Source organism: Cysteiniphilum marinum (genome assembly GCF_014857925.1).
GTDB classification, from domain to species: Bacteria; Pseudomonadota; Gammaproteobacteria; order Francisellales; family Francisellaceae; genus Caedibacter; species Caedibacter marinus.
This window is the reverse complement of the sequence record NZ_JACYVZ010000010.1, coordinates 50,003-70,707: the sequence shown is the minus strand read 5'-3', so window position 1 is coordinate 70,707 and position 20,705 is coordinate 50,003. Positions and strand designations below refer to the sequence as shown.

The 20,705-nt window shown below is 38.4% G+C and carries 20 protein-coding genes and 1 tRNA gene; 8 read left to right on the top strand and 13 right to left on the bottom strand.

What is annotated here, in order from left to right:
* Positions 1-34 precede the first annotated feature (34 nt).
* Complete coding sequence (locus tag IE867_RS06885; protein ID WP_192484029.1) at positions 35-3,418, top strand: UvrD-helicase domain-containing protein; 3,384 nt, start codon at positions 35-37, stop codon at positions 3,416-3,418.
* 71 nt (positions 3,419-3,489) lie between these two features.
* On the opposite strand, the gene IE867_RS06880 is transcribed toward IE867_RS06885, so the two are convergent.
* The 4 genes from IE867_RS06880 to IE867_RS06865 all read right to left on the bottom strand — a co-directional run bounded on the left by IE867_RS06880 (position 3,490) and on the right by IE867_RS06865 (position 7,226).
* A complete protein-coding gene (locus IE867_RS06880) occupies positions 3,490-4,722 on the bottom strand; it encodes an MFS transporter (protein WP_192484028.1) in 1,233 nt (410 codons plus the stop codon).
* A 36-nt stretch (positions 4,723-4,758) separates the two neighbouring features.
* Complete coding sequence (locus IE867_RS06875) at positions 4,759-6,165, bottom strand: APC family permease (RefSeq protein ID WP_225629985.1); 1,407 nt, start codon at positions 6,163-6,165, stop codon at positions 4,759-4,761.
* A 105-nt stretch (positions 6,166-6,270) separates the two neighbouring features.
* The gene (recR, locus tag IE867_RS06870) at positions 6,271-6,873 is read right to left on the bottom strand and encodes a recombination mediator RecR (RefSeq protein WP_192484027.1); all 603 of its coding nucleotides are present in this window, start codon (positions 6,871-6,873) and stop codon (positions 6,271-6,273) included.
* Positions 6,874-6,902: 29 nt separating this feature from the next.
* Positions 6,903-7,226: a YbaB/EbfC family nucleoid-associated protein gene (locus IE867_RS06865; RefSeq protein WP_192484026.1), complete on the bottom strand. Its 324-nt coding sequence runs from the start codon at positions 7,224-7,226 to the stop codon at positions 6,903-6,905.
* 383 nt (positions 7,227-7,609) lie between these two features.
* On the opposite strand from IE867_RS06865, the gene IE867_RS06860 reads away from it, so the two are divergent.
* On the top strand, positions 7,610-8,044 hold the full coding sequence (locus tag IE867_RS06860) for a universal stress protein (protein ID WP_157968199.1): 435 nt from the start codon (positions 7,610-7,612) through the stop codon (positions 8,042-8,044).
* A gap of 19 nt (positions 8,045-8,063) precedes the next feature.
* Positions 8,064-9,206 carry a radical SAM family heme chaperone HemW gene (gene hemW, locus IE867_RS06855; RefSeq protein ID WP_192484025.1) on the top strand — a complete coding sequence of 381 codons (1,143 nt, stop codon included), beginning with the start codon at positions 8,064-8,066 and terminating at the stop codon, positions 9,204-9,206.
* Between the two features lie 304 nt (positions 9,207-9,510).
* On the opposite strand, the gene IE867_RS06850 is transcribed toward hemW, so the two are convergent.
* Positions 9,511-9,915 carry a hypothetical protein gene (locus IE867_RS06850; protein WP_192484024.1) on the bottom strand — a complete coding sequence of 135 codons (405 nt, stop codon included), beginning with the start codon at positions 9,913-9,915 and terminating at the stop codon, positions 9,511-9,513.
* Positions 9,916-10,018: 103 nt separating this feature from the next.
* Between IE867_RS06850 and dnaQ the strand changes: the two genes are divergently transcribed.
* Both dnaQ and IE867_RS06840 read left to right on the top strand, forming a co-directional pair.
* On the top strand, positions 10,019-10,747 hold the full coding sequence (gene dnaQ / locus IE867_RS06845; protein ID WP_225629984.1) for a DNA polymerase III subunit epsilon: 729 nt from the start codon (positions 10,019-10,021) through the stop codon (positions 10,745-10,747).
* Positions 10,748-10,834: 87 nt separating this feature from the next.
* The gene (locus tag IE867_RS06840; RefSeq protein ID WP_192484023.1) at positions 10,835-12,004 is read left to right on the top strand and encodes an NAD-binding protein; all 1,170 of its coding nucleotides are present in this window, start codon (positions 10,835-10,837) and stop codon (positions 12,002-12,004) included.
* Positions 12,005-12,058: 54 nt separating this feature from the next.
* On the opposite strand, the gene IE867_RS06835 is transcribed toward IE867_RS06840, so the two are convergent.
* Entirely contained in the window at positions 12,059-13,114 is a 1,056-nt protein-coding gene (locus IE867_RS06835; protein WP_192484022.1) for a Fic family protein, read from the bottom strand.
* A gap of 218 nt (positions 13,115-13,332) precedes the next feature.
* Between IE867_RS06835 and IE867_RS06830 the strand changes: the two genes are divergently transcribed.
* Both IE867_RS06830 and cysZ read left to right on the top strand, forming a co-directional pair.
* Positions 13,333-14,301 carry a lipoate--protein ligase gene (locus IE867_RS06830; protein ID WP_192484021.1) on the top strand — a complete coding sequence of 323 codons (969 nt, stop codon included), beginning with the start codon at positions 13,333-13,335 and terminating at the stop codon, positions 14,299-14,301.
* A 2-nt stretch (positions 14,302-14,303) separates the two neighbouring features.
* A complete protein-coding gene (gene cysZ / locus IE867_RS06825; protein WP_192484020.1) occupies positions 14,304-15,047 on the top strand; it encodes a sulfate transporter CysZ in 744 nt (247 codons plus the stop codon).
* A gap of 17 nt (positions 15,048-15,064) precedes the next feature.
* Here the strand turns inward: cysZ and gyrB are convergent, their stop codons facing one another.
* The 7 genes from gyrB to IE867_RS06790 form a co-directional block, all read right to left on the bottom strand.
* Complete coding sequence (gyrB, locus tag IE867_RS06820; protein ID WP_192484019.1) at positions 15,065-17,482, bottom strand: DNA topoisomerase (ATP-hydrolyzing) subunit B; 2,418 nt, start codon at positions 17,480-17,482, stop codon at positions 15,065-15,067.
* A gap of 276 nt (positions 17,483-17,758) precedes the next feature.
* The gene (gene rplI, locus IE867_RS06815) at positions 17,759-18,205 is read right to left on the bottom strand and encodes a 50S ribosomal protein L9 (protein WP_192484018.1); all 447 of its coding nucleotides are present in this window, start codon (positions 18,203-18,205) and stop codon (positions 17,759-17,761) included.
* Positions 18,206-18,230: 25 nt separating this feature from the next.
* Positions 18,231-18,458: a 30S ribosomal protein S18 gene (gene rpsR, locus IE867_RS06810; protein ID WP_119328982.1), complete on the bottom strand. Its 228-nt coding sequence runs from the start codon at positions 18,456-18,458 to the stop codon at positions 18,231-18,233.
* Between the two features lie 11 nt (positions 18,459-18,469).
* On the bottom strand, positions 18,470-18,829 hold the full coding sequence (rpsF, locus tag IE867_RS06805; RefSeq protein ID WP_192484017.1) for a 30S ribosomal protein S6: 360 nt from the start codon (positions 18,827-18,829) through the stop codon (positions 18,470-18,472).
* Positions 18,830-19,001: 172 nt separating this feature from the next.
* A tRNA-Val gene (locus tag IE867_RS06800) sits at positions 19,002-19,077 on the bottom strand.
* A gap of 79 nt (positions 19,078-19,156) precedes the next feature.
* On the bottom strand, positions 19,157-19,369 hold the full coding sequence (gene rpoZ / locus IE867_RS06795; protein ID WP_117002188.1) for a DNA-directed RNA polymerase subunit omega: 213 nt from the start codon (positions 19,367-19,369) through the stop codon (positions 19,157-19,159).
* 115 nt (positions 19,370-19,484) lie between these two features.
* The gene (locus IE867_RS06790; protein ID WP_192484016.1) at positions 19,485-20,072 is read right to left on the bottom strand and encodes a superoxide dismutase; all 588 of its coding nucleotides are present in this window, start codon (positions 20,070-20,072) and stop codon (positions 19,485-19,487) included.
* Between the two features lie 110 nt (positions 20,073-20,182).
* On the opposite strand from IE867_RS06790, the gene grxD reads away from it, so the two are divergent.
* On the top strand, positions 20,183-20,521 hold the full coding sequence (gene grxD / locus IE867_RS06785) for a Grx4 family monothiol glutaredoxin (RefSeq protein WP_192484015.1): 339 nt from the start codon (positions 20,183-20,185) through the stop codon (positions 20,519-20,521).
* Positions 20,522-20,705 lie beyond the last annotated feature (184 nt).

Below are 20,705 nucleotides of genomic sequence, written 5' to 3'. Positions count from 1 at the left end.
GATATCATTCAACATAATCAATCCTCTTTACATTATGATTCCTAATGATGCTGCGGCACGCAATGAAGCACTTAACCCTAAAAAATCCTTTATCGTACAAGCACCTGCAGGCTCTGGTAAAACCGAAACCTTAACGCAGCGTTATTTGAATCTACTGGCTCATGTTGAGTCACCTGAGGAAATTATCGCACTCACCTTTACCAATAAAGCGGCTAATGAAATGCAGCAGCGGATTTACCAATCTCTATTAGCTGCACAAAACAACCCTGAACCAGATGAGCCACATAAGAAGCTCACGTTCAAACTTGCCCAACAAGCCTTATTACAAGATAAGCGCAAAGAGTGGCAGCTCTTAATGAGTCCTAAGCGCTTACGTATTATGACTATTGATGCCTTTTGTCAGAGCCTATCCAAACAACTCATGTTTGAAACAGATGAAGCATTTAATGCCGAGATCAGTGACGCGCCAGAGCTATTATACGAACAAGCTATTGATGACTTTATCAGTGACACCCATCGACAAAGCCCTTTTTATCAGGATTTACACGACCTGTTAGCCCATCTTGATAATGATATTACTCGTGTGAAAAACCTGCTTAGCAGTATGCTTTCTAGACGTGAACAATGGCTTGGTATTTTATTATCATCTAACTTAATAAACGCGGATACAACACACAATGAAAAAAGTAAAGAAAGTAAAGAAAGTAAAATAATTATCGAGTCTGGCTTTCAGGCACTTTTTGCTGAGCTTCAACAGCGCTTGAGTAGATTGTTAAACATTGATCAAAATCAATTTACCTTACATGAAATACTGATATTTTGTGATAGCGAACATGACGAAACCCTGATAGATCAAGACAGTCCAACCTTTTGGCAACGACTCATTAAACTGCTTTTTACCAATGACAATACTTTTCGCAAAACATTCAATGCCAAACAAGGGCTCCCCGCCAAAGATGCCAAAGCCAAAGCTTATGCCCAATGGCTTATTAGTTATACGCAATCCTTTAGCGATAACAGTTTATTAGGTATCACCGCATTAGTTGCTGAAATTCGCCTATATGAGCGCTTATTATTGGACGATCAAGAATGGCAAATATTAAGTGCTATCGCGCGTATTGCATTGCGCTTGGTATCTTATCTAAAGCTTGTGTTTAAAGTGCGTGCTTTGCTTGATTTCAATGAGGTGTCGTTACAAGCGTTATCTGCTCTTGGTAGTAGTGAAACGCCGACTGATTTGATGCTTTATCTTGATCATCAGATCAAGCATCTTTTAATTGATGAATTTCAGGATACGTCTATTTTACAATTTAAGTTACTGCAAATGCTTACCCTTGAATGGCAAGCTAATGATGGTAAAACACTGTTTATTGTTGGTGATCCAATGCAGTCTATCTATCGTTTTCGTCAAGCTGAGGTCAATCAATTTCTAGATGTTAAAACGCATGGCATTAACCAAGTGGCCCTGGGATTTTTACAGCTTGATTGCAATTTCCGTTCACACAAATCTATTGTTGATTGGGTGAATCATCATTTTTGCAGCATTTTTCCTAAAGAAGATGATAGAAACTATGGCGGCATTAGTTACGCACCAGCAACAACGCTATCACAAGAGCTGAACCAAGAGGCTATTGACTATCGATTATTTGCCGATCTAACACAAGAAGCACTGTTTATTGCCGATAGTATTAAAGCACACCTTAATAAACATCCCGATCATCAAGTCGCCATTTTAGTGCGCACTCGCAGCCATTTAAAACATCTTGTTCCCGTGTTAAAGGCTCAAGGAGTTGCTGTTGTTGAGAATGAAATAGAAACATTCTACCACCAACCAATGGTGATGGATCTATTGTGTCTTTGTGCGCTTTTAAACAATCCTGAGCAGTCTATTTACTGGGTGAGTTTACTACAATCACCTTTGTTTGGTTTTTCTTTAAATGAACTGCAAACAATTGAGCAAATAAAATTAAATGAGCAACAAGGTGAGAAGCCTTATTCATTTCATACCAAGTTAGCACTTTATCTTAAGATGCAACAAAGCCACCCCCACCAGCAAAAGGCATTTTATTTGCTAAGCTGGATTAATGATGCTTTTTTCAATGGTATTCGCAGTCCATTGGCTACGCGTTTAAAGATTATCTGGCAAGCACTGGATGGCTTTAGTATCTATCATGATCATGCGTTATTTGCCAACTTCATGACCCTCTTGCAAAATCATTTAACCGATGATAAAACCGCTATTGCACAGTTTGATCGCTTTATCGCGCGATTAAAACGCAAGTTTGTCAGCAGTCCATCACAAAGCAATGTACTGATTATGACGATCCATAAATCCAAAGGTTTAGAATTTGATTTTGTGATTTTGCCGCAACTTGATAAACGCGGCAAAGCCGATGATACGCCACTTTTCTTGCATGATACGGTACGCCTAAGCGATGGCAAAGATCATTTATTGTTAAGTCCTATTAAACATAGCTGGGACAAGGAAGTACCGCCACTTTTCAAAGTCATCCAAAGCATGCAGAAAAAGCGTGCTGAATATGAGCTGCAACGACTCTTATATGTTGCTGTCACTCGCGCCAAATCAACACTTTTATTTACTGCAGTTAATGACAATGGCAATGATATCAAAGCTGCCAATAATAGCTTCTTAGCACTTCTAGCGCCATTAAACCTGCCTTGGATTACATGTAAGGACGCAAACAATGATATATCAGCTGCTTCTGCTGACCAAGAGCCAAAAAAACCAAAACCATACTATAAAGTCATTAAGCAGATCCAGAACTATTCAACGACTGCTGTGCTCAACTTTGAACATGACCAAGCAGCGGTTGAAGTAGATAACGCTGATAATGCAGATAAAAAAGATAAAACAGATAAAGAAAATGATTTAAATCACCCTGATCTTAGTGAACTCGTATTAACTAGTGATCGTCAAATCGGTTCGGCATTGCATCAACTATTTAACTACTTAAGTAGCGCCAAAGATAACATCAACCATTGGCAAAATTATTTTGCACCTTGCTTACATCAACATGCTATTGCCAAAGTCCATCATGCTCAATCATATGCTTTAGCCAAAGAGGCAATCACCAATACCACCCAACAGTTTCCTTGGATTATCAATGCTCATGGTATGCATGAACAAGTGATGCTTCATTTGAACTTTGGTAAAACACAAAAGTACATTGCTGATCGGATTATTATCGAGAATGGTCAATATCATATTGTTGATTATAAATTTGCTGCACCAGTGAGCAATGAATCTTTAGAGAACTTTGTAAGCGTTCAGATAGCAACCTATCGTGCGCAACTTACCAATTATCAAAAGCTAATTGCTCGCTACTTTAAAATAAATCCAAGCGCTATTAAGCTGTCACTTTATTTTCCACTAATTCCGCATCTTCAAACGTTGTAAGTAATATACCCCTTCGACTTCGCTCAGGAAACGATTGATACCGAGGGCTGAGTGAGCGTCAGTCGAAGCCCTCATGAGTCTTTGTTTATATAAGTACCAATTGTTAAGATCTTGAGCATGACAACACTCATCACAAAAACGATGACGACCAAAATAAAAGGTAGCTCAAGCGCTATATCTAATAATTTCCCACTAAATAATGACGTAATTGCCGCACCCGATGTGAATAGTGATACCGTAATTCCCATAACCCAGCCTTGTTCTTTCTCGGATACTGCATGTGAGAAAAGCCCCAACATATTGGTATATGCCACACCAAAGCACAGCATTAAAACACCTCCAAAGATAAAAGCGCCATAATGGGCAATATCACATAACATCAAAGAAAGTGATAATGCCATCACAATTAACCCCATCATCACATTTTGTTTTTGTGACGATCGTTTTGCTAATAACGGCACCAACACAATTGAGCTTATTGCCATTGCTAAGCCTAATACGAGCATCACTGCACTATTCATAAGCACTCCATATTGATATTGCCGATAAAGATACACTGGCAAAAACACATAAAACGTATTAAATGCTATTTGCATCATAAAGAATATGATCGACAGTTTAAGCACATTTTTATTTTTAAAAACACCGCCAAACTGAGTGACGAGCTCAATCACATTGAAGTGATATGCTTCATTTTTTTGTGGTGGTTGCTCTTGATAACAGCTAATAAGAAGGAAAATATTCACCAGCACCAAGACTAATACCAAATAAAATGGCAACTGATGGTTAAACCACGATACTAAAAACGTATCTGACAATACACCGCCAATAATCGGACCGGCAACCATACCCAAAGCAAATGCAAACATAATGAGACCTAGATTTTTAGTGCGTTCTTGTTTGCTGCTAATATCAATAATTGCCGCTTGAGCAACGGGTTGGCTGCCTGCAGTAATACCACCGAGTATACGCCCTAAAATCAATAATGTTAAACAGTTAAAGGCAATCGCCAATGCAGTTAATCCGTAGCCGATAAAAATCCCACACAAGCAAATAAGTAACGCACGTTTGCGTCCTATTTGATCTGAGGTTTTTGATAAATAAGTTGCACCAATAAACCAGCAAAAGAAAAAGACAGCAATCGTCATACCATAGAGAAATTCACGCTGCGCTATCGATGTTTCAACCGCTAGAAAGTGAGACTGAGGAGACATGATAATATCACTCAAAATCGGAAATAATATCCCAATTCCAGCCGCATCAATAAATACAACTAATAACAAAGCAACGATCGATTTTTTCATTTTTCTAGTCCTTTACAATAATACCTTAATGGCTTTTTAAGCTTGATAATTCCGCGTGATAACATAAGGGATGACTAGCGCTATGATAATCCCAGTGAGCAATAGTAAATCAAAGTTTACTGCTGACATCGTGACATCTGAGGTTGGAATAAAGCCAACACTAATCGCAATAACACAGCCAAAAAAGCCCAAAACAGCCATTGAGATAGTGCCCTTGACACCCCCGAAAATAACATATTGCCCAGGCTTTGGTTGATTTTGGCGACGCAATTTAATCGCTGCAGCAAACATGCCAATATAGGCTAGCACCGCAAGTTGAGCGGTTAATGCGCTTAAAAACCAATATGCGGAATTAACACTTGGCATCAACACATAGCTTAAACAAAAAAGTGAAAAGATAATCCCTTGCAACATAAGTACTTTACTTGGTGCTTCATATTTATTGGTTTGCGCCAACCTTTTACTAATAAGACCATCTTCAGCAGCTACTGTAAACGCGCGTGATAAGCCCATAATCCAAGCAGCTACCGTGGTAAATGCGCCAAGCACCAAGGTTAATGCAATAACATCTGACATCCACGGCATATTAAATTGTGTAAAGAAATAATGAAACGATGCCATAAGTCCAGTGACAATATCAACCTGCCCACCTGTGCTACTATTCACCGTAAAGATTGCAATATTGGATAATATTAGTGACAGCAAAATCACAATACTGGAAATCAATAGCGCTTTAGGGAAGTTCTTCTTTGGGTTTTTCACATTTCCGGCATGAATCGAGCTCATCTCTAAACCAAATAAGCTAAACATTACCGTCAAGAATAATCCCCAACTACCGATATTGGCAAAGCTTGGCAATACATCTGAAACGGTTTGCGGCTTTAAGATAGGTTGCCCTGCCATGACCCAGAATGATGCCAAGCCTATAATTAGCAACATCGGCATTAATGTACCAACGATTGCACCAATCACACTTAAGGTACTTGAGGTTTTGATCCCAAATAAATTAATAATCGTTGCCAGCCAGAACATACATAAGCTCATACTGATCATATACCATGGGCTCATAACAAGCGCATTAGGATTTAGACCAAACCACGGCGCAATAATATAGGCAATAATCCCTGCAAAAAAGCCACATATTGACGGAAACCATACAAGGTTATAGACCCATTGTAACCATAAGATCACAAAGCCTGTCTTGGCACCAAAGGCTTCTTTGGTCCACAGATAGATGCCACCGTTTTTGGCGTAGCCTGTCGCCATCTCTGCTGTTAATAACGCACAAGGGATTAAAAATACAATCGCAGCCAAAATATAGAAACTAACTACAACCCAACCGGCTTGCGCAGTAATGGATATATTACGTAAACTATCAACGGCAATAATATTAATCATCACCAAACGCAACAGCGTGAGTGATTTTGAGGATGAAATCTGCATATTTTCACTATAATTTTATCTAAAACGCCAAAATTATAACGACAACAAAGGCAATTGAATAGCGCTTTATTTTACTGGCATTACGCAAATGTGTGAATTAATAAATTAAAAATTAACCCGTGCTTTAAAGGCATGTGTTAATGTCTGTTGATCAAGATACTCAAGCTCACCACCAAATGGCACACCAAAGCCAATACGTGATATTGTGCAAGCATGATCTTTTAACATATCCGAAATAAAATGTGCGGTTGTCTCACCTTCAACAGATGGACTTAATGCCATCACAATTTCACTGACTTCAAGGCTTGCCACAAGTGATTTAAGCTTGGGTAATTTAAGCTCATTAGGACCAATACCATCTAATGGTGATATCCTACCGTGCAAAATAAAATACTTACCACCATAAACACCTGCTGATTCAATCGCCATCATATCAAGCATATTTTCAACGATACACAATTGTGCGTTATCACGCCTAACACTATTGCAGATGTGGCATAAATCATCCTCACATAACATATTGCATTGCTGACAATGTTTTATCGCATCAAGTGCATTTTCAATCGCCTGAGCTAACTCATGTGCAGCTTGTTGCTTTTTATCCAATAGCTGAATCGCCATGCGTTGGGCGGTTTTTTTACCAACACCAGGCAATACTTTCAGTGACTCGATTAAGCCTTCGATTTTAGGTGAGAATAGTTTTTGCATAGTTACTTAGAGAATGAGTATCTGAACAATTAAAACGGGAATTTAAACCCAGGTGGTAAATTCAAACCTTGCGTCATGTCTGACATTGAGTTTTTATTATTCTCCTCAACACGACGAACCGCATCATTAACCGCAGCAGCTAATAGATCTTCTACAATTTCCTTATCTTCTGACAATAAACTTGGATCAATTTCAACACGTTTAACATCATGCTTACCTGTCATCGTAACTTTAACAAGACCGGCACCAGATTCACCCGTGACTTCTAGCCTTTCCTGCTCTTCTTGCATCTTCTTCATTTGATCTTGCATTTTCTGCGCTTGCTGCATGAGCTTGCTCATATTCATACTCATTTGTGTGATTATCCTTTATTTTCGTTATTTCAATTATTAACAAATTACCAGCCGCTAGCTTAAATTTTTACCCCTAAGATTTCAACTGCTATTTGTTGCTTGTTATTATTTTTGACTAAGATTAAATACTCACCCATAAGTGCTCACCGCACCCTGAGCGTAAGTCAAAGCGGTGCGCTGAGCATCAGCCGAAGTGGTTAAACTTGGGAAAATCACCCTTCATAGAGGCTTCGACTTACGCTCAGCCAGCGCTTATACAATCAAAGTGGTCAGGAATATGGTCATAGCCTTATTTTTGATGGTGCTTTGACTATCTTTTACAGGAGAAGTTTTTTAGAATGATCATCGTTAGAATCTTTAAAACACTGCACTGGAGACTTAGGATGAAGAATTACAAACATATTTTACTGGCAACTGACTTACATGCTGACAATAAACCTGTGATTGAACAAGCCGTTGCCTTAGCGAAACGTAATAATGCCAAACTAAGTGTTGTTAATGTTTTACCACACATTCCTTATTATATGGCATCTGGTGTCCCTTCGATTTCTGACTTAGAAGATTACCTAGAGGAAGAAAACCTCAAGCATTTAAAAGCACTTGAAGCACAAATTGATCTTGAAGCAGACTTTCATTTATTACACGGCTCACCTAAACGTAAAATCGTTAAACTCGCGGAAGAGCTTAATTGTGATATCGTTGTTATCGGTAGCCATGGTCGCTATGGTGTTGAGCGTTTCATTGGTTCAACAGCTAATGGTGTATTACAACGCGCGCACTGTGATGTACTCGTTATTCGTATCGGTCAGCCAAAATAATCTCCCCTCTTTCTTTTTTATGCTAAAACTTCCTCCATTAAGCCTTTATATTCATTTTCCTTGGTGTGTTAAGAAGTGCCCTTATTGTGACTTTAATTCACATCATTTAAAGGGCGATATTCCAGCCAAAGCTTACTTATATACTTTATTATTGGATTTACAAAGTCACGCACACGATTTACAAGCTCGCCAGTTCGACAGTATCTTTTTAGGCGGTGGCACACCCTCGTTATTTCCAAGTAATGAGCTATCCCAACTCTTTGAGTATTTATTTAAGCACAAGCTCATTGCTGATCATGCTGAGATTACCATTGAGGCGAATCCTGGCACCATTGAACACGGCAAGTTCAGTGACTATAAAGCCATGGGCATCAACCGCGTCTCTCTTGGGGTACAAAGTCTACAAAATGATAAATTAAAGACACTTGGTCGCATTCACAATGCACAAAATGTCTATAATGCTGTTAATGAGTTAACTCATGCAGGATTTAATAATTTCAATATCGATTTAATGCATGGCTTACCAGATCAAAGCATTGATGATGCGCTATTTGATTTACGTGAAGCACTGGCATTAAAGCCAACACATTTATCTTGGTATCAATTAACATTAGAGCCCAACACCGCCTTTGCCATCAAACCACCAAAGCTTCCAGATGAAGATTTATTATTCACCATCGAGCAACAAGGCAAGGCATTGATTCAATCCGCTGGATTTATACAATACGAAACCTCTGCCTATTGTAAAGATACTAAATATCAAGCCAAACATAACCTAAATTATTGGCAGTTTGGTGATTATATTGGGATTGGCGCTGGTGCCCATGGCAAGATTACTTTACCTGAAACTGGCATTATCAGGCGCCATTGGAAACGCAAAAACCCCAAGCTTTATATGCAGGAGTTACAGTTTCCCTACGGTTCTAGTGATATTGCCACTGATGAGCGCCCTTATGAATTTATGTTAAATGCACTGCGCTTACAACATGGTTTTTCGATTAAACAATTTGAGCAGACCTCAGGGCTTAGTATTGATGCTATTACCCCACAACTCAATAAAGCAATCTCTCGTGAGCTATTAACAAAGGAATCAGAATATTTTATACCCACTGAGCTAGGTCAGCGCTTCTTGAATGATCTTTTGCATATCTTTTTACCATAAGAGGCATGATCTCAATGCACCTTACACAATCAGTAAAAAAAACCTAAGCATTTAAATAGACACTTAAACATTTTTATCAAAATTTAATGTTGCTGCGATAGACATAGTTATAATTATTTATTATTATCTAAGCACTTCCTCAGATTATGCTTTGCTACACCGCATTACCCCATGTGAAGTGATAGCAAAAGTAGCTGGTAACTCGACCCCCATTTGAGTATTAACAAGGAATATAACAGCAGGGATAATCTGAGGATTTTAAATTATTTTACTTAAGCTTCAATACGCACTGATTTTTTAATTATTACTTAGCAGTCATGTCACTTGTTGTAGGCTGTTTTGCCGGCATAGATTTTGCTGAACTAGCACGCTCAATCGGTGTTTCAAAAGAAACACGCAAGGTTTTAAAGCCATGCTCTTTTAATAGTGGTTTAACTTCCTTTAACATCTTTTTAATCGGTGTTTTTTGCGTTTCGATATCGAGAATTATCTCGCCGATTTTATGATTGATGGTGACATTATAAGCATGCAACTCACTAGCAATCATTTGATTAGCAAATAGCGCTTTACCCAAGCTAGCATAGTCTTTATGTGATACATTATCCCCTTGCTGAGGGATAAACAATATGTTCAACTGCTCCTTACCTGAGCATGCCAATGCTGCATTAACTGATAACAACAACCCCATAGCTAATAATACTTTCTTCATCTTCCTGTCCTTTATTTTGGTTAAAATAACGCAAGCTATTATGTCAAAGTCAGTTTAAGTCCGCTATACTAATTGCCATACTTTTGACTACCACATAAAAATCATGCGACAAATATTCTTAGATACTGAAACCACAGGCTTTGACTTTAAATCTGGTCATCGCATCATTGAATTTGGCGCCGTTGAGATGGTCGATCGCAAATTAACTGGTAACAACTTACATTTTTACTTCAAACCCGATATTGAAGTTGAAGCAGGTGCTTTGCAAGTCCATGGTTTAAGTAATGATTTTTTGGCTGATAAGCCTCTTTTTAGTGACAAAATTGATGACATCATGGCATACCTTGGTCAGTCTGAGTTAATTATTCATAATGCTGGGTTTGACGTACCTTTTTTAAATTGGGAATTGCAATTATTATCCCCTAATAAGTGGGGGGAGCTTGAGCAGCATTGTCATATCATCGACAGCCTAATTATGGCGCGTGAAAAACATCCAGGACAAAAAAACTCACTTGATGCCTTGTGTTCACGCTATGGTGTCAATAACAAACATCGCACACTGCATGGCGCGTTATTGGATGCTGAGATTCTTGCCGATGTTTACTTGATGATGACCGGTGGACAGCTCGATTTGTTTAGTCTTATGACACCGGCTATTGAAGACAATAATAACACAGGCACATTGACCAAAGAGCAAGCATCAACTTCAACAAATCAAGCGCTTAACTTGGTTGATCTACTAGCACTCAATCCACAATGTGACGCACATGAGGATTATCTAAAACTACTAGATAAAAAATCAAAAGACCAAACCTTATGGCGACGTTTATAACACCTACAAAACGCCTTTACATTCATATTTTATCTTCTACACTCAATTAATAGTTTATGTAGCAATACTCAACACTAAGGATAGCTTATGCCGAGGCTTGTGCACCCTTTAAAAGAAAAGCTTATGCGTTTTAGCATTCCGCTATTCTTGGCTATTTTATTATTTTTAAATGGCGTGTTTGCCATTTTAATTGGGGTATTTCCGTTTATTGAAGCGGCCATTCACGATGAAGGCGTGCAATTCGTTAACCATATTATCGCCGGACAAGGCTTCAAAGAGTTTAATACGGTTATCTCATGCTTTATTGGTTACTTAATGTTGCTCATTGGTCGTGGGATTTATCGGCGCTTGCGTTTTTTCTGGATATTAGCATTATTAATGCTCATCACGCTTTTCTTAACCAATATTTTTGTCTACAACCGCTCAGGATTTTTGACATGGTTTTATTTTGTTGAGATCATAGGTCTTGCCATTAGTTGGAAAGTATTTAATGTGCGCTCGAAAACGATCAAGCTTAGTTATGCACAGTTTATTGTTATTTTGTCATTTATTTTAGCATTTCTATATGGTGTGATCGGCGCTTATCTGCTACGCGATCAATTCAACAGTATTAAGGACTGGCCAGACGCTATCTACTTTACCGTCGTAACTTATAGTACGGTTGGCTATGGTGACATCACCCCCATTACTGATGAAGCACGGCTTTTCGTCGTATCAATGATTTTTATCGGGCTAGGCGCATTCGCCGCTGTTTTAACCTTTATTGTTAGTGCTTTTATCGATCGCTTGCAAAACCTATTTCAAACATTCAACAAAGGGAAAAAACATATGAAAGATCACGTCATTATTTGCGGCTTAAATGATTTAACACATATTATTATTAACGAATTACAACAGCAAAATAAAAGCTTTCTAATTATCGATAGCGAGCACAGTGAAACTGCTGATAGTGCCGAGCTTAAATCATTAACATTGCATGGCAACGCTAATGACCCTGACATTCTCGATAAAGCAAGTATCACTGATGCGCATGCTGTGATCATCGCCTATGAAAAAGATGCTGATAACATCATTACCTTATTGAGTATTAATGAGTTTTTAAATAATCATAAACCATCAAAGGCAGCTAAAATAACCATTCGCATCAATCAAAAAAATAATATCAATAAAGCAAAATCCTTAGGTGCTGCCGAAGTTATCTCACCACTGGTGATGGCAGCCAATGCGATGCTTGATAGTAGTCTTTCTATGTATTGAAAAAATAGCTTAGCAGAAATTCCCGATGAGTCTGATGACATTCCTAGTGGGAACTTAGGTCAATGAATACCAAACGCCACGACCTTTTCCATGCTGATTAATTTGATTCATAGATACTAATTTTTTAAAATGCTTTTTAAGTGTATTCCGATTTATACTAGTAAGAGTAACCATTTCTGAAAGAGTGACACGCCCATGTGCCTTTATATGTTCCACTATCATCAATGAGGTTTCTGGAAGTGTTTGTAATAGCATCTGCTCTTTTTCAATTTTAAGCATTAGGCGTTTTATTTGTTTATTTAAAGCGTTGAGAAAAAAAATAATCCACGGCATCCAGTCTGGATCATCTAATTTAAGTGTTTTTTGAGTTTCTCTCAACGATAAGTAGTAAGCATCCTTGTTTTGTTCAATAATACTCTCCAAAGAACTATAAGATACGTAGCTATATCCTGACTTCAATAAAATTAAAGTTGTTAGAACTCTACTTAATCGACCATTTCCATCTTGGAATGGATGTATCTCAAGGAATACAACAATAAAGATTGCACATATTAATATTGGGTGTAAAAGATTTTCTTCTAAGGCTGAATTTATCCAATCAACCAATTCTTTCATGCGTATAGGTGTTTCAAAAGGTGTTGCTGTTTCAAAAACAATACCAATATTTTTACCAGATGAATCAAATGCAGCGATACTATTGCTGCTAGTTTTATATTTACCTCTATGAGCATAATCCTTACTACTGTATTTTAATATTTCACCATGCAACTGCTTAATATAATTCTCACTAATAGGAATATCTTTCCATGCATCAAAAATAATATTCATTACATGAGAATATCCAATAACCTCTTGTTCATCACGAGAATCAAGGCTTTGGATCTCAATATTGGAAAGAATTGTTTCAATTTCTAAATCTGTTAACTTACTGCCTTCAATTCTGGTTGAAGACCCTATACTTTCTATAGTTGCTACCTTTTTCAATGCTTGTAACCTTTCTGGTGCTAGCATGCTCAATGACCTCCATGAACCTTTAAATTCATCAATCTCCGATATCATTTTTAGTATTTCGTTATTAATCGTTAAAGAGTCTAAATTCACGTTAGCCATCCAATAAATTATCCATTTATATCCAATAATACAGTCTAATTTCTCACATATCCATAAAAATATCCATTTATACCCAATTAGCAAAAGTATAAAGCAACTCCCGAATAGTGTACCTTACGGCTTTTATACAGCTAAAACAAAGAAACACTGTAAAATGGTTTGTGATGGGTATAAACTGCCACTTTATAAAAGCTTAATAAATCACACAAATTATCCATATGAACGTTTATATTGCCACAAGCCACGACCCTTTTTATAACCTTGCCGTTGAGAACTGGCTTTTTCGTGAGATGTTAACCGATACGCCTATTTTATACCTTTGGCAAAATGCACCTTCTGTGATTATTGGGCGTGCGCAAAACCCATGGCGCGAGTGTAACATCGATGCTTTGAATCATGACAATATCCCCATTGTTCGCCGTCAAAGCGGTGGTGGCACGGTCTATCATGACCTAGGTAATCTAAACTATACGATCATGGCAAAGTCTCAAGATTATGATAAAAAAGCAAATCTTGCGTTGATTGTAAATATACTTAAAAGCTGCGGCATTCATGCGCATGCTTCTGAACGTAATGATATCTTGGTAACACATGAAGGAGTTGATTATAAAATCTCAGGCAGCGCCTTTCGTGAAACAAAGGATAAATCCTTTCATCATGGGACATTGCTAATCAATGCCGACACCAGCAAGCTATATGACTATTTGCATCACAGTATTGACGACTCATTAACGACTAAGGGTGTCCACTCCAAACGCTCAAGCGTTATCAATCTGGCAGAAATCAATCCTGAGATTAGCGCTGAAAAAATACGCGGTTGTTTTTTGAATCAGTTTAATCATCACATTACCTATATCCCTGAGCATATGGAAAACAAACAAGTTACCGATGAAGAAAACACCTTGCGCACTTGGCAATGGCGCTTTGGCAAAACACTACCCTTTAGCCGCAGTTTTGTTTTTGAAGATAACAACATCACGCTTGAGATTAAGAATGGTCAAATCGTCGCATTTGCAACTGATAGTGATAAATATGACAATCTAAAGACTTATTTGCAAACAGTAAACCCAATCTATAGCAAACAAGCCTTCGATCTTATAGGTAAAGAATCACTGGATTTTACAGCACAAGAACAGGCATTATTAGCTCATCTTTATCAAAATACTGCCGATGTAATGGGAGAATAACCATGACGCAACATCAAGCTGACAACAGTGGTATCAGCTATTTTTTTGGCGGATTGACACTTATTTTTAAGAAAGGCATCAAGCGCTATACAATAATCCCACTTATCATCAACACCATAATCTTTATCGCACTATGGTGGTTTAGCTTGCATGAGATCTCTTCACTCATCAATTGGGTAGACACTCACTTACCTAGCTGGCTCACATGGCTTAGTTGGTTGATTTATCTCATCGCCATTTTGGCATTGTTACTATTTAGCGCTTATCTTTTTACTGCAATCGCGCTTATTATTGCTGCCCCTTTTTACAGCTTTCTTGCTGAGAAAGTACAAAAACAACTAACAGGGCAAGAAGTTGGTAGTGAGCTTACATTCGCTAAGCTCATGCTTATTGCACCGAATTCCATTGCTCGTGAGTTTAAAAAACTATTCTCTTTCCTGCCGTGGGTTTTGATTATTCTGTTGTGTTACTTCATTCCGGTGGTTAATCTTTTCACCAGTGTTTTGTGGTTTGCACTGTTATGTTGGTTCAACGTCGTACAATACGCAGATTATGCTTTTGATAATAATGAAATCAGCTTCCCGCAAATGAAAAAGCAGCTCTCGCAACAAAAGTCTCTAAGTCTAGGCTTCGGTTTTATCACCACGGTTTTTTTGATGATTCCATTTTTTAATATTATTGTTATTCCAGCCGCCATTGCAGGCACCACCAAGATGTATGTTGATCACTGGCATAACCATGATTAAGATTAAAAGCACATCATTTATACATCAATATTCACGACATTAAGCGCATTACTTTCAATAAAGTCGCGTCTAGGCTCAACATCATCACCCATCAGCGTTGAGAATAACTCATCAGCAGCAACTGCATCAGCAATGGTGACTTGCAGCATACGGCGCTCAGCAGGATCCATCGTTGTCTCCCATAGCTGCTCTGGATTCATCTCACCAAGACCCTTATAGCGCTGTACATTTTGCCCACGCTTGGCTTCTGAGATTAACCATTCCATCGCTTGTTCGAAGGTATCAACAAATTCTTTTTTGCTGCCACGTTCAACGTAAGCGGCTTTAGTCAAAAGACCATTGAGTGCTGTGCCTAATTCAACAATACTTTGATAATCTTTACTTTCAAAAAAGCTTAAATTAAAGCTATATTCAGTATTTACACCATGCAATAAGCGTGAAAGTTTTAGTTTAATCACTTTTTCATCTTCGTGCTGTTCACGATGGATAGCAGCCGTATAGAACTCATAACCACCAGAAAGCTTATTAGCATGCTCAGCAAAGCCTTGCCACCAAGCATTAAGTGCTGATTCGTCGCTTACAGCAGGATACGGCTCATAACTAACAAATGCTTTAAGCGCATTCACTGGATAGCGGCGCGATAAGGTAGTGATTTTTGCATTGGTTTTTTGATATTGTTGGTATAGCGTTTCCAAACCAACACCTGAGATAGGCGGAATGTTATCCCCTGGAAATAACGACGCGCCCTCAATCCCGATACTTCCTAAATATTGTGCTAAAGCAGCGTCATCTTTGAGATAAGTTTCCTGCTTACCGCGCTTAACTTTATACAGTGGCGGTTGTGCGATATAAATATAACCACGCTCAATCAGCTCAGGCATTTGACGATAAAAGAAAGTTAGAAGTAACGTACGAATGTGTGAACCATCGACATCAGCATCCGTCATAATAACAATACGATGATATCTTGTTTTATCCGGATCATATTCATCACGTCCAATACCACAACCCAATGCTTTGATTAATGTACCCACTTCTTGCGAGCTTAACATCTTATCAAAGCGCGCTTTTTCAACGTTTAAGATCTTACCTTTCAATGGCAAAATAGCCTGTGTTCTACGATCACGTGCCTGCTTAGCTGAGCCACCCGCAGAGTCCCCCTCGACGATATATAACTCAGATAATGCTGGGGCTTTCTCCTGACAATCGGCAAGTTTTCCTGGCAAGCCGGCAATATCCAAAGCACCTTTTCTACGTGTCATTTCACGTGCTTTTCTTGCCGCTTCTCTAGCGCGTGCTGAATCAATAATCTTATTGGAAATCAACTTTGCTTCATTCGGGTTTTCAAGTAAGAACTCTTGCAACTTCTCGTTCACCAACGCCTCAACCGCGGTTTTTACTTCAGATGAAACGAGTTTATCCTTAGTTTGTGACGAGAATTTAGGATCCGGTACTTTGACAGATAATACAGCTGTTAACCCTTCGCGTGCATCATCACCTGACGTGCTGATTTTAAGCTTCTTATTTAAGCCTTCTGATTCAATATAACCATTAATCGTGCGTGTTAACGCTGCTCTAAAGCCTGATAAATGTGTTCCGCCATCACGTTGCGGAATATTATTCGTAAAGCAATAGACGTTTTCCTGATACGACTCATTCCACTGCATCGCCAACTCAACAACAACATCATTGCGCTCACCTTGGATGCTAATAATATTTTGATTTAATGGCGTCTTACTCTTATTTAAATGCTCAACAAACGCGCTAATACCGCCTTCATATTGGAAGGTCACATTTTGGTCATTGATTTTGTCAATCAATTGAACTTTAACGCCTGAGTTTAAAAAAGATAGTTCACGAATACGCTTTGCCAACGTATCATAATTAAACTCAACAATTGAAAAAGTCTGAGGTGATGGCTTAAAGCGAATCATTGTCCCTTGTTTTGTTGTGTCACCTATTGCTTTTAACGGTGCTAATGGCTCACCATGAGCATAATATTGCTCATATTCTTTACCATTTTTCCAAACACGTAGCTCCAGGCTTTCAGACAACGCATTAACCACTGATACACCAACGCCGTGCAAACCACCTGATACTTTGTAAGAGTTGTCATCAAATTTACCACCCGCATGCAGTACCGTCATAATGACCTCTGCTGCTGAGCGCCCTTCTTCAGGGTGAATATCCACAGGAATCCCACGGCCATTATCGCTAACTGACACCGAACCATCGGTATGCATAGTCACAATAATATCATCACAATATCCCGCTAATGCCTCATCGATAGAGTTATCAACCACCTCAAATACCATATGATGAAGACCTGAGCCATCATCCGTATCCCCAATATACATGCCCGGGCGTTTACGTACTGCTTCAAGGCCTTTTAATACTTTAATATTTGACGAATCATAAGTTTTAACGTCGGACATTCAGTCACTCCATTTTCATTCAAAACAAATCGCCATAGAGTATACCAAAATTTAGCGCTAAAGCCTTTAATTTATTGCTTGTCAAATACGAATGAAAGTCAAAAGAGAAACTTGCAAAACTCGTTACACTCAAACAGTGTTACGCACTTCTCCGCTTTAAAAACTAAAATTTGCTATGGCAATCTATCCGTAACATTTTAGTTGCTCCGTTAAAAAACAAAAAAGCCGCAAAATATGCGGCTTAAATGTCATAGTAGTTAGTGAATAATCAGGGAATTATTCAGCGATAACAACCAATTTGATGTCAGCATCAACATCTGAGTGTAAGTGAACTGATAACTCGTACTCACCCAATGAACGGATGATACCTTCCGGCATGCGTACGTGACGTTTTTCAACTTCAACACCAACAGCAGCAATAGCATCAGCAACTTCTTTCGTCCCAACAGAACCAAATAGCTTACCACCGTCACCAGCAGCTGCTTTGATTGTAAATGCTTGACCTGAGATTTTTTCAGCTTTTGCCTTAGCAGTTGTTAAACGCTCAGCTTCTAATTTTTGTAATTCTGCTTTTTGCTTTTCAAAAGCAGCAATGTTTGCTTCAGTTGCTTGAACTGCTTTGCCATAAGGCACTAAGTAGTTACGCGCATAACCTGGCTTCACATTTACAACACTACCCAGCGTGCCTAGGTTTTCTACTTTTTCTTTTAAAATAACTTGCATTGTCAAAGACCTCTAAACTTAAAGATTAGTTAAAGTGACGATCACAGTAAGGAATCAACGCTAAAAATCTTGCTCTTTTGATTGCATTAGCAAGTTGACGTTGATACTTAGTTGATGTACCTGTAATTCGACTTGGAACGATTTTACCAGTTTCAGTGATATAACCTTTCAATGTATTTAAATCTTTGTAGTCGATCTCTTTAACACCTTCAACGGTAAAACGACATACTTTACGACGACGATTTGGACGCATCTTTCCTCTCCTTACTCAGCCGCTTGGCTTGTTTCTTTAACTTCTTTTTTCTCATCTTTTGCCATCATGATTGATGACTCAGTGATCGCTTCATTTTGGTTAAGCACTAAACGACGTAGAATCGCATCATTGTATCTGAATGATTCATTTAACTCGTTCAACGCTTCAGTATCACATTCGATATTCATCAAAATGTAATGCGCCTTGTGAAGCTTAGCGATTGGATAAGCAAGTTGACGACGTCCCCAGTCTTCTAAACGGTGAATTTTACCGCCTTTAGACTCAACGATTTCACGGTATTTTTGCAACATGTTTGGTAACTGATCACTTTGATCAGGGTGAACCATGAACACGATTTCATAATGTTTCATAATTTTACTCCTTTCGGTTTATCGTATCTACTCTCGATAAGCTATCGCGCACCTTGAATATAAGGGCAACAGCAAAGAGCCGCGCTATTGTCACAGATAGCAGCTTAAAACTCAAGCACTATTATGTGACACAAACAAAAAAGGCCTCCAATTGGAAGCCTTTTTAAATCTCTGGTGGGTGCTGAGGGGTTCGAACCCCCGACCCTCGCCTTGTAAGGGCGATGCTCTCCCAGCTGAGCTAAGCACCCGAGAACGAGATGAGATTATAGGGTTAAAAAAATCAAAGTCAACGCCTAAAATCAATATTTTCTATTTTTGTTAATCTTTTTAATATTCCTGTTCAGCACGGATTTCCACTTTATTTATTTTGCCATCAGCAATCTCACGCAAAGCAACAACCGTTGTCTTATCATTATCCCAGTCCACACGTGGCTCTTGACCACTTAGACTTAGGAAACGTGCTCTTTTTGATGCTAAAACAATTAATTCAAAGCGACTATCGATTTTCTCTAAACAATCTTCAACTGTTACACGTGCCATACATATTCTCCAAAGTTCAAAAGCCGGTCAATTCTATAGAAGTTTTATGATTTTGCCAAGTATTACAAAATTGAATAACACGATACGAATTAAACTAAGCTCAAGTTACTACTGTCTACTTTGCAAATTGCTCAGCAACAAAGTCCCAATTAATAATACTCCAGAACTCTTCAACATATTTTGGACGCGCATTACGATAATCAATATAGTAAGCATGCTCCCATACATCACAAGTTAGAAGTGGCGTGTGGCCTTCAGTTAATGGGCATGCCGCATTACTAGTACTTACTAGTTCAAGCTCACCTTGTTTCGTTTTCACAAGCCACGCCCAGCCAGAACCAAAAGTAGTGACAGCTGTTTTGCTGAATGCTTCTTTAAAGGCATCAAAGCTGCCAAATTTTTTCTCAATTGCTTGCAATAACGCGCCTTCTGGTTTTGCTTTAGCGTTTGGTGTTAAGCAATTCCAATAAAACGTGTGATTCCAGATTTGTGCAGCATTATTAAACACGCCACCTTTTGAAGTTAAAATCACATCTTCTAATGATTTACCAGCAAAAGATTTAAACTCATCTGTTTTTAATAAGTTATTTAAGTTGGTTACATATGCTTGATGATGCTTGCCATAATGATACTCGATTGTCTCTTCAGAGATCACGGGTGCCAATGCGCCTTTAGCATATGGTAACGATGGTAATTCAAACATTTCTTGCTCCTTGTTGGTTGACCAAAATTTAGAAACTGATATATGATGTACGCGCAATATAATACTAATCCAGTATCTTTTCAAGTTTAGACAATACTAAGGAAACAATAATGCATACAAATCATAACTTTGATGAAGAAAAAGTAATCGAAACGATAAAATCACAAATTGCTGACAACAGCATTTTACTTTACATGAAGGGCACACCTAAAATGCCACAATGCGGCTTCTCAGCACATACTGTTGCTGCCATTCAAGCCTGTGGTAAGCCTTTCGCATTTGTTAACATATTAGAGAATCCTGAGATTCGTGCGACCTTACCAAAACATGCTAACTGGCCAACTTTTCCACAACTTTATGTTAACGGTGAACTCATTGGTGGTTGCGATATTGTTCTTGAGTTGCATGAAAACGGTGAGTTACAGGAAATTATTGATCAAGCTAAATAAATTTCCTCCAATACAAACAAAATCTCTACTTCAGCTCTCCACTCTCTTTATCAACGTTGGCTGAGCGTTAGTTGAAGCCATTATCACCTTATTGCTCCCTTCGACTTACGCTCAGGGTGCAGTCAATTTGTTTAAGCAAATGACGCGTTGTAATCAAAAAAGTCCTAAATATTTTGACAGGTCA

What these genes read in the sequence shown, in the direction of transcription:
- IE867_RS06885 (WP_192484029.1), top strand. Translation starts at nt 35, where the DNA reads ATGATTCCTAATGATGCTGCGGCACGCAATGAAGCACTTAACCCTAAA.
- IE867_RS06880 (WP_192484028.1), bottom strand. Translation starts at nt 4,722, where the DNA reads ATGAAAAAATCGATCGTTGCTTTGTTATTAGTTGTATTTATTGATGCG.
- IE867_RS06875 (WP_225629985.1), bottom strand. Translation starts at nt 6,165, where the DNA reads ATGCAGATTTCATCCTCAAAATCACTCACGCTGTTGCGTTTGGTGATG.
- recR (WP_192484027.1), bottom strand. Translation starts at nt 6,873, where the DNA reads ATGCAAAAACTATTCTCACCTAAAATCGAAGGCTTAATCGAGTCACTG.
- IE867_RS06865 (WP_192484026.1), bottom strand. Translation starts at nt 7,226, where the DNA reads ATGAGTATGAATATGAGCAAGCTCATGCAGCAAGCGCAGAAAATGCAA.
- IE867_RS06860 (WP_157968199.1), top strand. Translation starts at nt 7,610, where the DNA reads ATGAAGAATTACAAACATATTTTACTGGCAACTGACTTACATGCTGAC.
- hemW (WP_192484025.1), top strand. Translation starts at nt 8,064, where the DNA reads ATGCTAAAACTTCCTCCATTAAGCCTTTATATTCATTTTCCTTGGTGT.
- IE867_RS06850 (WP_192484024.1), bottom strand. Translation starts at nt 9,915, where the DNA reads ATGAAGAAAGTATTATTAGCTATGGGGTTGTTGTTATCAGTTAATGCA.
- dnaQ (WP_225629984.1), top strand. Translation starts at nt 10,019, where the DNA reads ATGCGACAAATATTCTTAGATACTGAAACCACAGGCTTTGACTTTAAA.
- IE867_RS06840 (WP_192484023.1), top strand. Translation starts at nt 10,835, where the DNA reads ATGCCGAGGCTTGTGCACCCTTTAAAAGAAAAGCTTATGCGTTTTAGC.
- IE867_RS06835 (WP_192484022.1), bottom strand. Translation starts at nt 13,114, where the DNA reads ATGGCTAACGTGAATTTAGACTCTTTAACGATTAATAACGAAATACTA.
- IE867_RS06830 (WP_192484021.1), top strand. Translation starts at nt 13,333, where the DNA reads ATGAACGTTTATATTGCCACAAGCCACGACCCTTTTTATAACCTTGCC.
- cysZ (WP_192484020.1), top strand. Translation starts at nt 14,304, where the DNA reads ATGACGCAACATCAAGCTGACAACAGTGGTATCAGCTATTTTTTTGGC.
- gyrB (WP_192484019.1), bottom strand. Translation starts at nt 17,482, where the DNA reads ATGTCCGACGTTAAAACTTATGATTCGTCAAATATTAAAGTATTAAAA.
- rplI (WP_192484018.1), bottom strand. Translation starts at nt 18,205, where the DNA reads ATGCAAGTTATTTTAAAAGAAAAAGTAGAAAACCTAGGCACGCTGGGT.
- rpsR (WP_119328982.1), bottom strand. Translation starts at nt 18,458, where the DNA reads ATGCGTCCAAATCGTCGTCGTAAAGTATGTCGTTTTACCGTTGAAGGT.
- rpsF (WP_192484017.1), bottom strand. Translation starts at nt 18,829, where the DNA reads ATGAAACATTATGAAATCGTGTTCATGGTTCACCCTGATCAAAGTGAT.
- rpoZ (WP_117002188.1), bottom strand. Translation starts at nt 19,369, where the DNA reads ATGGCACGTGTAACAGTTGAAGATTGTTTAGAGAAAATCGATAGTCGC.
- IE867_RS06790 (WP_192484016.1), bottom strand. Translation starts at nt 20,072, where the DNA reads ATGTTTGAATTACCATCGTTACCATATGCTAAAGGCGCATTGGCACCC.
- grxD (WP_192484015.1), top strand. Translation starts at nt 20,183, where the DNA reads ATGCATACAAATCATAACTTTGATGAAGAAAAAGTAATCGAAACGATA.